Raw genomic sequence first — 14503 nt, forward strand, 5'->3', positions numbered from 1 at the left:
CATGATGTATAACGTAAAACACAGGCAAATTTATCTAATTTTTCTTTTTGCCATTGCATTTATTTCCTGTAAGCAAAACCACAGGCCCGATGTAAGCAATATTGCCGTAGATATCAAAATAGAACGCTTTGATAAAGAACTGTTTGCAGGCAACGGCAAAAATCCGGCCGAGGTAAACCAAACGCTAAGCACAAAATATGGTGTATTTTATGACGATTTTCTGCATAAAATCCTCGATACGAAATACGAAAATACCGAATCGCTGGCAACCCTGTACCATGATCAGGCCTATACCGATTTAACTAAAGAAGTAGACAGTGTTTTCCCTAATTTAAAAGCACAGGAAGCTGGTTTAAACGAAACTTTTAAGTACATTAAATATTATTACCCCAAAGCTAAAATTCCCAAATTTATTGCTTTTGCTTCGGGCTTTGCTTACCAGATGCCGGTTGGCGATAATTATCTGGGGATTGGCCTCGACATGTTTTTGGGCAAAGACAGTAAATTTTACAAAGCTATTGTCCAGAGTGTTCCATTGTACCTATCAAGAAGATTTTCACCCGAATATATTGTGCCCCGAGTAGCCGAAACCTATGCGCACGAAGAGCTTTTTGCAGAGCCTGATGAAAACAAATCTTTGTTATCCAAAATGGTTTTTCAGGGAAAAATCCTTTATTTTCTTGATCAGGTATTGCCAGAACAGTTGGCAGATTCGGTTAAAATTGGCTACACTACGCAACAACTGGAATGGGCACAGCACTTTGAAGGCGATATTTGGGCCTATTTTTTAGAGCATAATTTTCTATTCGAAACTGATTACCAAAAAATACAGGTTTTTTTATCAGAAGGTCCGTTTACCCCTGGTTTGGGTGAAAACAGAGATTCGGCACCAAAATTGGGAATATGGATTGGATGGCAGATGGTAAAGAAGTATATGAAAGAAAATCCGGATGTAACCCTGCAACAATTAATGGCAGAAGGAGATGCACAGAAAATTTTGAACAAGTCGAAATACAAACCGAAACAACAGAATTAGGTTGCGGTTTTCAATTAGCAATTTACAGTTGTCTGCTAAAAAATCATTAAGTAATAAAGTAATTACCTTAAAATAAATCTATGAAAGTTGGCATTGTATTATCGGGCGGAGGCATTAGAGGAATAGCACATTTAGGCGTTTTAAAAGCCTTTAGCAATTTAGGTATTACCTTTAGTCACATTAGTGGAACAAGTGCCGGGGCCATAGCCGGAGCTTTTTTTGCGGCGGGTATCGATCCGGAAGAAGGATTGAATATTTTCCTGAAAACCAAATTGTGGCGTTTTGTACGCCCTGCAGTGGGTTCGCTCGGCTTAATCAACATCGAAAATACTTCACTGATTTTAAAAGAATACTTCCCTGAAGATACCATTGAAAAGCTAAAAATCCCGCTAACCATAGCTGCTGTAAATTTTAGTGAGGGCCGGCTGGTGTATTTTACTAAAGGACCATTAATCAGAGCCATACACGCTTCGAGCTGCATACCAGGCATTTTTAAACCAATTATGATTGACGGGCAGATGTATGTTGACGGAGGAATTCTAAATAATTTCCCGGTTGAACCCCTGATGGAAGACTGCGATTTTATTATTGGCTCTTCCTGCAATCACCTCAAACCGGTTGATAAAATAACAGGGATTACCAATTTAATGGGGCGCGCCGGAATCATGTCGATCAATCATGACATGGAAAGAAAAGCAAAATTCTGTAATGTACTGATTGAACCTAAAGGCCTTGGCGCCATTAGTACCTTTGATATGAAACGTGCAGAAGATATTTACTGGCTAGCGCATGAAGAAGCCCTGATTACCATCAAAAACAGTCCCACTATTTCTGAACTCATCACAAAATAATAGTTTACCTCTAATAAAGTAGAATTAAAACTACAGATAAGAATATTTTCATACAAAAAAAATATAGTGTAACAATTACACAATTGAAATAAAAATATTACATTTCTCTTGCTTGTTATATAATAATATTTTACTTTAGGATTATACTTTGCAAAATGCATGGTATTTAACCTAAACGTCTTACCTATGTTTTTTAACCAGACCATGCTTCAGCAGAAGCGGAGAATCCCTGTGTTTACTATTTTCTAACTTGATTTTTCAGTCAAATAACACAGATCATTAATTTTTACCTAAACAACCTAAAACATGAATTTTTTAAAATTAAACAAGGCAGCACTGATTGCCTTAGCCCTAACTTTGTCTTTATATTCTTGTAAAAAAGAAAAACCAACTGAAACCGAAACCTTAGATCGCCCTGAAAGTTTAAGTGTCAACCAAATGAGCGATATCAAGATCTGTACGGAAAGAACACTTGACGGCACTACGCCCAGAGGCGCAGTAATCACTTCAACCAAATGGCCAAATGGCTCTACCATTAAAGTAAGTTTAAATGGAGGTACTTCAACCGTTAGAGCTAAAGTAATCCAGTTTGCCAAACAATGGGAACAATATGCCAACATTAAATTCAATTTTGTAACCAACGATAATACCGCTAAAATCAGGGTAACCTTCGCCAGCGGAGGATCATGGTCGTACATTGGAAAATCGACACCAAGCACTGGTGCAACCATGAATTATGGCTGGCTAACCAATAATACTGCAGATTCGGAATATAGCCGCGTGGTAATACACGAATTTGGACATGCATTGGGTATGATTCACGAACACCAACATCCTTTGGTATCTATTCCGTGGGACAAACCAGCTGTTTATGCTTACTACGCAGCGGCCCCAAATTATTGGGATGAAGCAACAACAGATAATAACATCTTTGCTAAATACAGCACTACACAAACCAATTACAGTGCCTACGATAAATTTTCGATTATGCATTATTCGGTTCCTAATGAACTAACGATCGGTGATTTTGAAGTGGGATGGAACACTGTCTTATCTCCTACCGATAAATCATTTATTGCTTCAGTATATCCATTCTAAAAATTAATTTACACATAGTGGCATATACTTGGCCACTATGTGTATTTTGTATTTTAAAACAGAAATAAAATATGCAGCTTATTTTTTTGCGTGTGTTTAACCAATTACTAATTTGTTTAACCTTACTCCTCTTTTATACAGCTGCATTTGCACAAAGCCCATCAAAAAAATGGGAAATTAAGCCTTCCGTAGGCATCCAACAATCCAAATTCGATTGGTCTATTGCCGGCAATGCTTCGGGTACAAACCCCAACATCTTGTCTGAACTTATCTGGAAAAATTTAAAAGGACCTGCATTTGGCCTGGACGTAAAATACCACATTACCGACCGGCTAACGGTAAAAACCAGTAATCAATACAGCAATACCACCAAAGGAGAAGCAGAAGATACCGATTATGCGGATGATAACCGTCAGAGTGCTTTTTACTTCGATTTGCTTAATGCCAATAAGGGTTGTCTGTTTAATACCAACCTGCAGCTCAGTTATCAGCTTCTCAATTCAGAACAATTCGCAGTCGGCCCGATTATCGGACTATCTTACAATCAACAAAAATTTTATTTATTGGAAAGTGCGAGCAACCCCAATAGTGCCGGTTTAAATACTACTTATCAAAGCAGGTACAAGGGCTTCGATTTTGGACTGGAGGGAACTTTTAAAGCCAAATCATTCCGCGTAAGTGCTGGTATTTTAGGCGGCTTTTATAAGTATTCGGCAAAGGCCAACTGGAATTTAATTCCCGATTTTCAAAAACCGGTGAGTTTTACCCATGCTGCAAATTCATTCGCACTTAGTGGAAATGCTAACCTGTCGATTCCTTTAAACAAAATGCTCCAACTGGAACTCGATTATAAAATCAATAACATTAATACCTATACAGGCGTAGACCGTGCCTACTATAATAACCGCAAAACAGAAGAAACACAATTTAATGGCGCTAATTTCAGGGCAAATACAATTGCCTTAGGCCTCAATTTTATGTTTTAGTATTTTAAAGCAGTTTATTGTCTTCGTTTGCAACGAGGACAGGTGAGCATAGCGATTTTATCGCCAATAAACCGCAGTTGATTTGTTGTAACCACATCAGAAATGTAGTTCTCTTTAATCCTCGTTACAAACGAGGACTATATTGTGTCTCCAAATCTTAGTATTTTAAAGCCACCAAACTTTCGCCGTTTAAAACAGGAATAGCCTTGCAGATATTTAACTGCAAACAAAATACAACATCTTCTTCGATATTGAGCTGAGCCAAGCGGTGACTGTGTGATGATTTGCGCAGGTAGGCTCTTAGATCATCTTTCGCCAATAAATACAAATCCTCGGCAGCAACACTCGAATCGTCGAAATGCTCAAAGCTTTGACGCAGTTGATTCACAACAGCCCCGGCAAATAAGGTATCTTCTAAATTGAACTGATCTTTCCAACCTGCACACAATAACAACACGTGCTTATCCTGGCTTTTTAAATAATCGCAAAGCGTATCTAAATTGAGAAAGGAGCCTATAACCACCTGATGTGCCCTTTTTTGCGCCAGATGTAATGCCTTGGTACCGTTGGTAGTAGTTAGTACCACTGTTTTTCCGCCAACTTTTTCAGGGGTATAAGAAAAAGGCGAATTCCCGAAATCGTAACCCGCCACTACTTCACCATTCCTTTCGGCGGCCAATAAAAATCCACTATCACTGTATTTCAGACAATCCTCTACATGAGCAACCGGAATAATAGCTTCAGCGCCATTATCGATTCCATAAGTAATGGATGATGTAGCCCTTAAAATATCAATAACCACCACAATGCTTTGCTCTATATCATATAAATCGATCAAAGCGGGTGTTAAGCAGACTTCTATTTTTTTTGACATTTGATGAGATTGGAGTATCGAGATGTGAGATATGAGATTTAATCGGTTTCCAACTCAAATCTCATATCCCATGTCTCAAATCTTATTTATAAAAAGGGAATTTAACCACTTTTGCTTTAATCGGTGTATTGCGGATGCTGATGAAAACTTCAGTTCCTTCTTTAGCAAAATCTTTAGCTACATAACCCATACCGATGGCTTTTTGTAACGATGGAGCCTGCGTACCCGAAGTTACCCTGCCAATTGTATTTCCCTCTGCATCAACAATTTCGTAATCGTGACGCGGGATACCACGATCAATCATTTCGAAACCAACCAGTTTTTTCTGGATTCCAGCTTCTTTTTGAGCTTGTAAGGCTTCAGAATTGGTAAAAGGCTTTGAAAATTTGGTAATCCAGCCTAAACCAGCTTCAATTGGCGAAGTAGTATCATCAATATCATTTCCATATAAACAGAAACCCATTTCTAAGCGTAGTGTATCACGGGCACCTAAACCAATTGGTTTAATGTTTTGTGCTTGTCCGGCTTCAAAAATGGCATCCCAAATCTGGTTAGCATACTGGTTTTCAAAATAAATCTCAAAACCACCTGCTCCTGTATAACCTGTTGCCGAGATTACTACATTTTCAATACCAGCAAAAGTACCTTTAACAAAAGTGTAATACTCCATCGCGGCCAGATTTACATCTGTTAAGCTTTGTAAAGCATCGGCAGCTTTCGGGCCCTGAATAGCCAAAAGTGAAGTCTGGTCAGAAATGTTGTGCATTTCAACACCATTGGTATTAAACTGCTCAATCCAGTTCCAGTCTTTCTCAATGTTCGATGCATTTACAACCAACATATAGGTTTTATCATCTATGCGGTAAACCAATAAATCATCAACAATACCGCCATCTTTATTAGGCAGGCAAGAATATTGTACTTTACCATCATGTAACTTCGAAGCGTCATTGCTGGTTACACGCTGAATAAGATCCAATGCATTTTCACCTTTTAAAATAAACTCGCCCATGTGGCTAACATCAAAAACACCAACTCCATTACGAACAGTTGCATGTTCTGCGTTTATACCTTCGTAAGTAACCGGCATATTATAGCCAGCAAATGGAACCATTTTAGCGCCTAAAGCGATGTGTTTTTCTGTTAATGCGGTATTTTTCATGCTAATTTTTTAGTTGCGGCAAAAGTACTAAGAAAATGACAATGTTTAAGGCTAAAAATTCAGGAGATTTAAGCTGCTTTTTTGAAAATGAAAGCAAGCATTTTACAGTAGCGGCTGCCTTACTTTATGCTTGATCCCGTAAGTGTAAATCAACGGCATGCAATGTTCCTGCTATACCCCGACCAGTTCTTCGTAAATTTTGAGCATTTTAGAAGATATTAAATGCACACCGTGATCATTCTCTACCGTTTTACGGGCATTTTCGCCAATTTCCATCCAACGTTTGGGGTTAATAATGCACTGCAATATAGAGCGGTAAAACTCATCGGCCGAATCGGCAATTAAAATATCGTGGCCATGCCGGCAGTTAATCCCTTCGGCAGCGGTAGCGGTGGCAATAATACATTTTTTCATGGCCATACCCTCAATAATTTTTACCCGCATGCCCGTACCTGAAATTAAAGGCACAATCATAATTGCTTTCGAATTCATAAACTCTATCGCATCAAAAACTTCTCCTTCTACAATCAGGTTTTCAGAATCGTATTCAAAAAAATGCTTCTGCATGTTTTTACCGGCAATGTAAAAACGCAGGTCTTTATTCAGTTTTTCTATATCCGGCCAAATATCATCTAAAAACCATTCTAAACCTTCCTGGTTTGGCCTCCAGTCCATAGCCCCCAAATGGAACAATGTAGGGAAGCTGGTTTTACTTTTATCTACCTTATATTTTTCCAGATCGATGGCTACGGGGAAAACCGACATGGGTACTTCACAGCCAAACCGCAATATGCTTTGCCTGTCGGGCTCGCTAATGGCAAAAATCTGATGGAAACGGTTAATCTGATCGGTTTCGTAGGCTTTTAAACGCTGTGCCAGAAAAGCGAGGTATTTACGGCGAATGAGGAACTTTTCTGAATGCGAAAGGCGCTCCCACATCGTAAATTCGATATTGTGTGCCCGGTAAATGAGCTTAGCATTGCTGTTGGCTTTAACCACATCTAAATAGGGTACCACAAAAAGTCCTTCAAACTGAATAATGTCGAATGCATTTTCGCGCAGCAAGCTTTCGAGCTGCTTGGCAGCATCTTCGCTATAGTATCTGGAAACGTTGTAAGATTCGTTGGTAAAAATATTAAAAAAAGCCGACCAGATATTCACCTCGGTATCCAGATCGCAGGTATAGTATTTAATCTGTTCAAAAATGGGGTCGTAAATATCTTCAATATCCACGCGTGCTTTGCTGGGGTTAAGACTAAACAAAGTAATATCTGCACCAAGTTGCAGCAGGCCTTTTATGGTATTATAAACCACAATAGGATAACCACTATTTGGCGGAAAGGGAACCCGCTTAGTAATTAACAAAATCTTCACGTGCCGTGAAAATACGAAATTTTAAGCGTTTTTTGAAAACAGCTCGAGCTGCGGATCACTTACATTAAAAGTTTTGCGGTGAAAGGGTGATAAACCAATTTCGAGCACCGCTTTACGGTGTGCAATGGTGGGGTAGCCTTTGTTTTTTTGCCAGTTATAATGCGGGTAATCTACATGCAGGTTGGTCATGTATTCATCGCGGTGCGTTTTGGCCAGAATAGAAGCCGCAGCAATGTTTAAATATTTACCATCGCCTTTTACAATGCAACTGTGTGGAATATTCGGATATGCCTTAAAGCGGTTGCCATCAATAACCAGATAGCCCGGCTGTGCCTTAAGCTTTTCGATGGCACGGTGCATGGCCAGGAAGGAAGCATTAAGGATGTTGATGCGGTCTATCTCTTCATGATCGCAAGAGGCCACCGCCCAGGCCAAAGCCTCTTTTTCGATAACGGGCCTCAACAAATCGCGTTGCTCATGCGATAACTGCTTAGAGTCGTTCAAACCTTGCAACACAAAACCTTTGGGTAAAATTACGGCGGCAGCAAATACAGGCCCAGCCAAACACCCTCTTCCGGCTTCATCGCATCCAGCTTCTAATAACTCTTCCTGATAGCAGTTTAATAACATGTTGCAAATTTAAAGAATAACGGTAGTTTATTGAAAAATGGTTAATAAAGATGTAATTTAGTTTTGAACATTGCAAACTCAGCGTTTTATCCCGAACGGAACCAAATTTGTTTCGGTTAACTATACAAGAATGAGAACATACAACGAAGCCCTCGCCCTGCGCATAGCAGAACGTTTACAACACCTGCCCGATGTAGAAGAAAAAGTGATGTTTAGCGGCTTGATTTTTATGGTCAATGGCAAAATGTGCCTGGGTATTTCCAGAAACGACATGATGGTACGCCTCGATCCAAATACTTTAGAAAGCCTGGCCGATAAAGATGGCTGGGAGCAAATGTTAATGGGTGGCCGTCCAATGAAAGGTTACATCCTGGTATCGGCTGATGTATTAAACCGAAACGATGAACTCGATTACTGGATTAACCTGGCACTGGCATTTAATCCATTTGCTAAAGCATCGAAAAAAAGTAAAGGGTCATAATGTTTCATTTCAGTTACCCGCAGCGCAAAAAGTAGCAGGAGCCATATTTTTTGATTAATTTTAGCCTTCTAATCAAATATTATGAAAAAATGTGCTGCAATAGCGGTATTTCTGCTATCCATTTCATTTGCTGTTTTTGCACAAGTACAAAGAACTGCCACCACTACCTCTACTATAAAAGAAGCTGCTCCACAGCAATTAAAAACTGCTGCTCCGGAGGGACACTATTGCGATTATTGCAAACTCAATTATCCCGAATCGCATTTCCCTTGTATCATGAAATCAATAAAAGGGAAACTCAATGTTACTACTGGAGAGATTAGTTTTGTTGAAGGTCAGCCTATTGGCGGTATTGTGGTGAAAGGAGGCAAAAATCCTGGCGATAACAGCATTAACCTTACCACTAACGAAAAAGGAGAAATCGAATTTAACAATCCGGCAACCGGTAACTATAAACTGGTTATTTCTGTACCGGCAAGCAACCCAAAATCGAGGGTTGCTGGCTCACCCATTGAAGGCATTGTGGTAAAGGGAGGCAAAAACCCTGGTGGCAACCTGATTACCGTGATTACAGATGAAAGCGGTACTATAGAGTTGAACAATCTGGCACCAGGAACCTATAAATTTACAGCGCTTGCAGCAACAGCAGCCGAAAAAAATAATCCATTGTATAAATCAAGTCATTCTGCAAGTGTAAATCCATTATATAAGAACTAAAATCGTTAAATTTACTAAGCATTTCATTCTTGGCACTGTTATGGAATAATCTGTATCGGCGCATCTTTAAATTGTTAAACATTTAAAAACACACATTATGAAACGTTTAAATTTAATATTGAGCCTGGCATTTATTTCCTTCGCCACTCAGTTGTTTGCCCAAACAAACAAAGAAACCACTAGCCGGATTGTTGGCGATAAGAACTATATATTTGTGGCCAATACAGCCATCCCAATGGCCAATAACGACATCAATAAAGTATTAATGATGATGCCCGGTGGGCAAGGCGGTTCGAGTATTAACCTTTCGGGTTCGCAGTACGATGTTAAGGTAACCAAAGACAGTGTTGTGGCTTACCTGCCTTATTACGGCAGGGCATTTTCTGCACCAATGGACCCAACGCAGGGCGGAATAAAATTTACTTCGAAAGATTTTAGCTACACAGAAACTAAAAACAAAAGAGGCGCCTACACCATCCAGATTAACACTAAAGATGTAAGCAGGGAAAATTACCGGTTTACTATTAATATTTCGACCAATGGTTATGCTTCTTTAACAGCCACCAGCGTAAACAAACAACCCATTCTTTTTAACGGCTACCTGGATGAGCCAAAGAAAAAAGATTAAAAGCAAAAGGCCTGATTTTAACAAAATCAGGCCTTTTTATTATTTCTTAACCAGTTCTATCTGAAAAATGTGTGGCCATTTTTTGCCCGTTACAAAAAGCCTTTTTCCAGCCTTGTCATAAGCAATCCCATTCAATACATTATTAGCCTTTTCATCTTCTCCCTTAAAATAATCGGCAGGTAATAGCCCCGATAAATCTATGCTGCTTTCTACCACACCTGTTTGGGGATCAATAATGAGGATATTATTGGTGGTGTAAACATTAGCATATATTTTACCATCAATGTACTCGAGTTCATTCAGGTTTTGAATTGCCCCTTTATCATCAAATACATCAATAGAACCAATTTTTTGATAGGTATCCTTATTCAGGAAAAAGATGGTGTTTGAACCATCGGTATTCAGGATTTTTTCGCCGTCAAAAGCAAGCCCCCAACCTTCTCTGCCCGTGGTATACGTAAATTCAGATAATTTTTTAAAGGTATTTTTATCGTACACAAAACCTACCTTTTCGCGGTAAGTAAGCTGAATAATCTTATCGCCCACTACAGTAATTCCTTCGCCAAAGTATTGCTTATCCAAATCGGTTTTCTGCAGAATTTTACCTGTTGAAGGCTCTACTTTACGCAGGCTCGAATGACCGTAATCACCAGCACTTTCGTAAAAAAAGCCATCGTGATATTCCAGGCCTTCAACATACGAAGCCGTATCGTGTGGTAAGGTTTTAATTACCTTGTAGCTATAGGCAACAGGCGCCTTTGCAGCCAGCACATTGATATTGGAAGTAATATCTTCTGATTTGCCAGCACCGAAAATTTTGGCAGTAAGCAGGTGGTTACCCAGTTTAAGTCCTTCGGTTTTAAGCTTAATGGCACCGGTATCTGTTTTAGCGACTACTTTAACAGTATCGATCAAATAAATCACAGAATCTACAGGCGCTCCGTTACCAAACTGCACTTTTACCTCAACCTCCTTGCCTAAGGGTACGTTAACACCAATCATGGGCGACAGAAAACTACGGTAGGTTGTACTTGCATCGTTTTTACAAGCGCTAACAACAGCGCAAGCTAAACCGACGAATATCATTTTTTTAATGTGGTTAATCTTCAGGCCAAAATGCATCTTCAATATGGTTTAATGTATAATCTTTATTTTTAGTAAATGTAATTGCAATAATATCAAAACGGACATCATTTTGATGGTTCATAATTTCAATATAGGCGTTTGCCGCAAGCTCCATTTGTATCTGCTTGGCTTTACCCACAAAATCTTCGGGCTCGCCAAAAGCAACCGAACTGCGCGACTTTACTTCGACAAAGATCATGATGCCATCTTTATAAACAATCAGGTCGACTTCTGCCTTGCCATAAGTCCAGTTTTCATCCAACAGCTCGTAGCCCTTGCTTTCCAGGTATTGCCTGGCAATGCTTTCGCCTAAACGGCCTAAATCATTATGGAGCGCCATATTTTAGTCATTGAATGTGTGCGTTTTGAACGATTGAATTTAAGCATATTGCTAACAAATACATTCAATCGTAATGCATTCAATTTTTACTTCACAATAACCGAACCTAAAAATTTTGAAATTTCGCGTTCTACTCCTTTAATCACCCCGTATCGTTGCATCAAAATCATTTGGTTATCGGCATCTTTCTCCTCTTTAATCTCTTTTAACAGGCTCATCAATATATTTTCTACTTTACGCTTCTTGAGGTGAAAAATTCCACCCAAAATTGTCGCTTTTAAGTTCATTGATTCATCCTTAACATAAATCAGATGTTTATTGAGCCAATTTTCACTTAAAGCATGCTCAGAACTTGATAAAGTGATGGCTAAATCGGCAATTTCGCGTTCTTTATGTGTAATAAAGTGGTTCGCTGTAGGCAATCGTCCGTTATCGATCTCCGATTTATAATAGTCAATAATTTTTTTGCAAAGCGGATCATCGAACTCTACATCGGCCAGGTTCTGCATAATGAATGGGCCAATATACATGTCGTCTATCTTATCCCAGTTTACAAACTCGTGTCCGTATGCCAGTAATAAACGTACAATTTCCTTTTCCTGATATTCTTCTTCTTTAGCCGGCTCCTGTGGTTCGTAGCCCATAGGACCGACACTATCGTCCCACAAATCATCGGGCGGGCCCAGCGGTTCTGGCGGACCAGAAGAAAAAGAAGAGAACGATTGTTTTGGAGCTGCTGACTGATTGTTTCTCTGGTTACCGTCAAAACTCTTTTTAAGCTTTGCTGAGCGCATTTTAGTCAGCTCGCCAGATAATACCTGTTCACTTATCTCGAGCAGGCTGCTACACTCACGAATAAAAACCGAAGCTTTAATCTGATCTGGTATTTTAGCAATACTTTCTACAATATCGCGAATAATACCCGCCCGTTTTATCGGGTCGTTGCCAGCATCTTTAAGCAATACATTGGCTTTGTAAAGAATAAAATCTTTACGGTTTTGCTCTAAATAAGTTTTAAAAGCACCTGCGCCAACATGGTGCATGTACGAATCGGGATCGTGCCCATCAGGGAAGGAAACAATTTTTACGTTTAAACCTTCCTCCAGAATCATATCCAAACCCCGCAGTGATGCTTTAATCCCCGCGGCATCGCCATCAAATAAAATGGTAATATTTTGCGTAAAACGACCGATGAGCTTAATCTGCTCTACAGTAAGCGAAGTTCCGGATGAAGCCACCACGTTTTCAATGCCTGCCTGGTGCACAGACAGTACATCGGCATAACCCTCGGCCAGGTAACAGTTATCTAAATCGCGGATGGCTTTTTTGGCGTGGAACAAACCATAAAGCACATTCGATTTATGGTAAATTTCGCTTTCTGGCGAGTTTACGTATTTCGGAACATTTTTGTCGGTTTTTAAGGTACGGCCACCAAAACCAATAATCCGACCGGTAAAATTGTGGATCGGGAACATTACCCGGCCACGAAAACGGTCGTAAATTTTGCCGCTATCGTTTTTAATGGATAAGCCTGTCGATTCTAAAAACTCGAGCTTGTGTCCGGCATTTGTAGCACTTTGTGTCAATGCATCCCAAACATCGGGCGAGTAACCCACTTCGAACTTTTTAAGGATATCTTCGCGAAAGCCACGTTCTTTAAAATAGCTTAAGCCAATGCCCCGGCCTTCTTCGGTATCCCAAAGCTGCTTTACAAAAAAAGCACTGGCATATTGAGATACGATGTAAAGGCTTTCTTTAGCGCTCTGGGCTTCGGCAGCTTCAGGCGAAAGTTCGGTTTCGGCTACTTCTATGTTGTATTTATTGGCTAAAAACTTAAGTGCTTCGGGATATGAATATTTTTCATGATCCATAATGAAGCGCACAGAATCGCCCCCTTTACCGCAGCCAAAGCATTTGTAAATCCCTTTGGTTACGGAAACGTGAAAGGAAGGTGTTTTTTCGCCATGGAAAGGGCAATTACCAATTAAACTGGTACCGCGTTTTTTTAAGTGCACAAAATCCCCAACTACCTCCTCAATACGGGCGGTATCCATTATCTTATCTATCGTTTCGCGGTTGATCATATTTAATATTGTCCGTCATTGCGAGGAGGCACGACGAAGCAATCTTTTTTGCTTTGTTATTTAATTTATTGTCCTATTTTAAAAGAGTGCTTCACTCCATCACACAATCACTTTCTTTAGTTCGCAATGACTTTCACCAGTCTTTCACTATTTCCCATAAATCCTTCCATTCTGGATTCATAGATTCTATTAATTTTATCTTCTTTTTTCGGCTTCCGCCTTTAATTCTTTTTTCCGCCGCAATTGCTTCTTCTATTGAATCATAAGAACAAAAATAAACAAGTTTATCTGTGTTGTATTTAGCGGAAAAAGATTTCGGATATTCCTTGTCTTTGTGTTCCTTTATCCTAAACATAATATCAGAAGTAACCCCAGTATATAACGTGGTATGAGTAAAATTAGTAATGATATAAACTGTTCCACCCCGTTCCATTGTTATAATTTAGATTAACGTTATGCAGGAAAGATTGCTTCACTCCATCACACAATTCCTTTCTTCAGTTCGCAATGACGGCACAAAAATCGTCATTGCGAGGAGGCACGACGAAGCAATCTTTTTTGCTTTTGCTATTTAATTTATTGTCCTATTTTAAAAGAGTGCTTCACTCCATCACACAATCACTTTCTTCAGTTCGCAATAACTTTCACCAGTCTTTCACGATTTCCCATAAATCCTTCCATTCTGGATTCATAGATTCTATTAATTTTATCTTCTTTTTTCGGCTTCCACCTTTAATTCTTTTTTCCGCTGCAATTGCTTCTTCTATTGAATCATAAGAACAAAAATAAACAAGTTTATCTGTGTTGTATTTAGCGGAAAAAGATTTCGGATATTCCTTGTCTTTGTGTTCCTTTATCCTAAACATAATATCAGAAGTAACCCCAGTATATAACGTGGTATGAGTAAAATTAGTAATGATATAAACTGTTCCACCACGTTCCATTGTTATAATTTAGATTAACGTTATGCAGGAAAGATTGCTTCACTCCATCACACAATCCCTTTCTTCGGTTCGCAATGACGAATCGGTTAATTAACCACAAAGATAACAGAGAAAAAACACAAAGCACACAGAGAAAATTTCTTTGTGTGCTTTGCGAAATACTTTGCGAACTT

Annotated in this window: 16 protein-coding genes; 7 read left to right on the forward strand and 9 right to left on the reverse strand. The window is 39.3% G+C overall.

Annotated features, from left to right (window positions below):
- Position 1 precedes the first annotated feature (1 nt).
- From gldB to BLR37_RS12230, 4 genes are all read left to right on the forward strand, one after another.
- Positions 2-1036 carry a gliding motility lipoprotein GldB gene (gldB, locus tag BLR37_RS12215; RefSeq protein WP_090768965.1) on the forward strand — a complete coding sequence of 345 codons (1035 nt, stop codon included), beginning with the start codon at positions 2-4 and terminating at the stop codon, positions 1034-1036.
- Positions 1037-1116: 80 nt separating this feature from the next.
- Positions 1117-1887 carry a patatin-like phospholipase family protein gene (locus BLR37_RS12220; RefSeq protein ID WP_039473207.1) on the forward strand — a complete coding sequence of 257 codons (771 nt, stop codon included), beginning with the start codon at positions 1117-1119 and terminating at the stop codon, positions 1885-1887.
- Between the two features lie 306 nt (positions 1888-2193).
- Positions 2194-2985, forward strand: a complete 792-nt coding sequence (locus BLR37_RS12225; RefSeq protein ID WP_090768967.1) for a M12 family metallopeptidase — start codon at positions 2194-2196, stop codon at positions 2983-2985.
- Between the two features lie 71 nt (positions 2986-3056).
- On the forward strand, positions 3057-3971 hold the full coding sequence (locus BLR37_RS12230; RefSeq protein WP_090768969.1) for an omptin family outer membrane protease: 915 nt from the start codon (positions 3057-3059) through the stop codon (positions 3969-3971).
- 157 nt (positions 3972-4128) lie between these two features.
- Here the strand turns inward: BLR37_RS12230 and BLR37_RS12235 are convergent, their stop codons facing one another.
- From BLR37_RS12235 to BLR37_RS12250, 4 genes are all read right to left on the reverse strand, one after another.
- Positions 4129-4845 carry a 2-phosphosulfolactate phosphatase gene (locus BLR37_RS12235; RefSeq protein WP_090768971.1) on the reverse strand — a complete coding sequence of 239 codons (717 nt, stop codon included), beginning with the start codon at positions 4843-4845 and terminating at the stop codon, positions 4129-4131.
- An 82-nt stretch (positions 4846-4927) separates the two neighbouring features.
- The gene (gene gcvT / locus BLR37_RS12240; RefSeq protein WP_090768973.1) at positions 4928-6007 is read right to left on the reverse strand and encodes a glycine cleavage system aminomethyltransferase GcvT; all 1080 of its coding nucleotides are present in this window, start codon (positions 6005-6007) and stop codon (positions 4928-4930) included.
- Positions 6008-6178: 171 nt separating this feature from the next.
- The gene (locus BLR37_RS12245) at positions 6179-7381 is read right to left on the reverse strand and encodes a glycosyltransferase family 4 protein (protein WP_090768975.1); all 1203 of its coding nucleotides are present in this window, start codon (positions 7379-7381) and stop codon (positions 6179-6181) included.
- Between the two features lie 21 nt (positions 7382-7402).
- On the reverse strand, positions 7403-8011 hold the full coding sequence (locus BLR37_RS12250) for a ribonuclease HII (protein ID WP_090768977.1): 609 nt from the start codon (positions 8009-8011) through the stop codon (positions 7403-7405).
- A 130-nt stretch (positions 8012-8141) separates the two neighbouring features.
- Here BLR37_RS12250 and BLR37_RS12255 point away from each other — a divergent pair, with 130 nt between their 5' ends.
- From BLR37_RS12255 to BLR37_RS12265, 3 genes are all read left to right on the forward strand, one after another.
- The gene (locus BLR37_RS12255) at positions 8142-8492 is read left to right on the forward strand and encodes a TfoX/Sxy family protein (RefSeq protein ID WP_090769539.1); all 351 of its coding nucleotides are present in this window, start codon (positions 8142-8144) and stop codon (positions 8490-8492) included.
- An 81-nt stretch (positions 8493-8573) separates the two neighbouring features.
- Positions 8574-9209, forward strand: a complete 636-nt coding sequence (locus BLR37_RS12260) for a prealbumin-like fold domain-containing protein (protein WP_090768980.1) — start codon at positions 8574-8576, stop codon at positions 9207-9209.
- 97 nt (positions 9210-9306) lie between these two features.
- Positions 9307-9837, forward strand: a complete 531-nt coding sequence (locus BLR37_RS12265) for a DUF4251 domain-containing protein (protein WP_039473177.1) — start codon at positions 9307-9309, stop codon at positions 9835-9837.
- Between the two features lie 39 nt (positions 9838-9876).
- On the opposite strand, the gene BLR37_RS12270 is transcribed toward BLR37_RS12265, so the two are convergent.
- From BLR37_RS12270 to BLR37_RS12290, 5 genes are all read right to left on the reverse strand, one after another.
- Positions 9877-10959, reverse strand: coding sequence for a glutaminyl-peptide cyclotransferase (locus BLR37_RS12270; RefSeq protein WP_090768982.1), 1083 nt, complete (start codon positions 10957-10959; stop codon positions 9877-9879).
- Positions 10937-11302 carry a YraN family protein gene (locus tag BLR37_RS12275; RefSeq protein ID WP_090768984.1) on the reverse strand — a complete coding sequence of 122 codons (366 nt, stop codon included), beginning with the start codon at positions 11300-11302 and terminating at the stop codon, positions 10937-10939. The genes BLR37_RS12270 and BLR37_RS12275 overlap by 23 nt, the downstream gene beginning before the upstream one ends.
- 86 nt (positions 11303-11388) lie before the next feature.
- A complete protein-coding gene (gene dnaG, locus BLR37_RS12280) occupies positions 11389-13386 on the reverse strand; it encodes a DNA primase (protein WP_090768986.1) in 1998 nt (665 codons plus the stop codon).
- 133 nt (positions 13387-13519) lie between these two features.
- Positions 13520-13819: a GIY-YIG nuclease family protein gene (locus BLR37_RS12285; protein ID WP_090768988.1), complete on the reverse strand. Its 300-nt coding sequence runs from the start codon at positions 13817-13819 to the stop codon at positions 13520-13522.
- A 211-nt stretch (positions 13820-14030) separates the two neighbouring features.
- The gene (locus BLR37_RS12290) at positions 14031-14330 is read right to left on the reverse strand and encodes a GIY-YIG nuclease family protein (protein WP_090768988.1); all 300 of its coding nucleotides are present in this window, start codon (positions 14328-14330) and stop codon (positions 14031-14033) included.
- Between the last annotated feature and the right edge of the window lie 173 nt (positions 14331-14503).

This window comes from Pedobacter soli, assembly GCF_900101435.1.
GTDB lineage: Bacteria > Bacteroidota > Bacteroidia > Sphingobacteriales > Sphingobacteriaceae > Pedobacter > Pedobacter soli.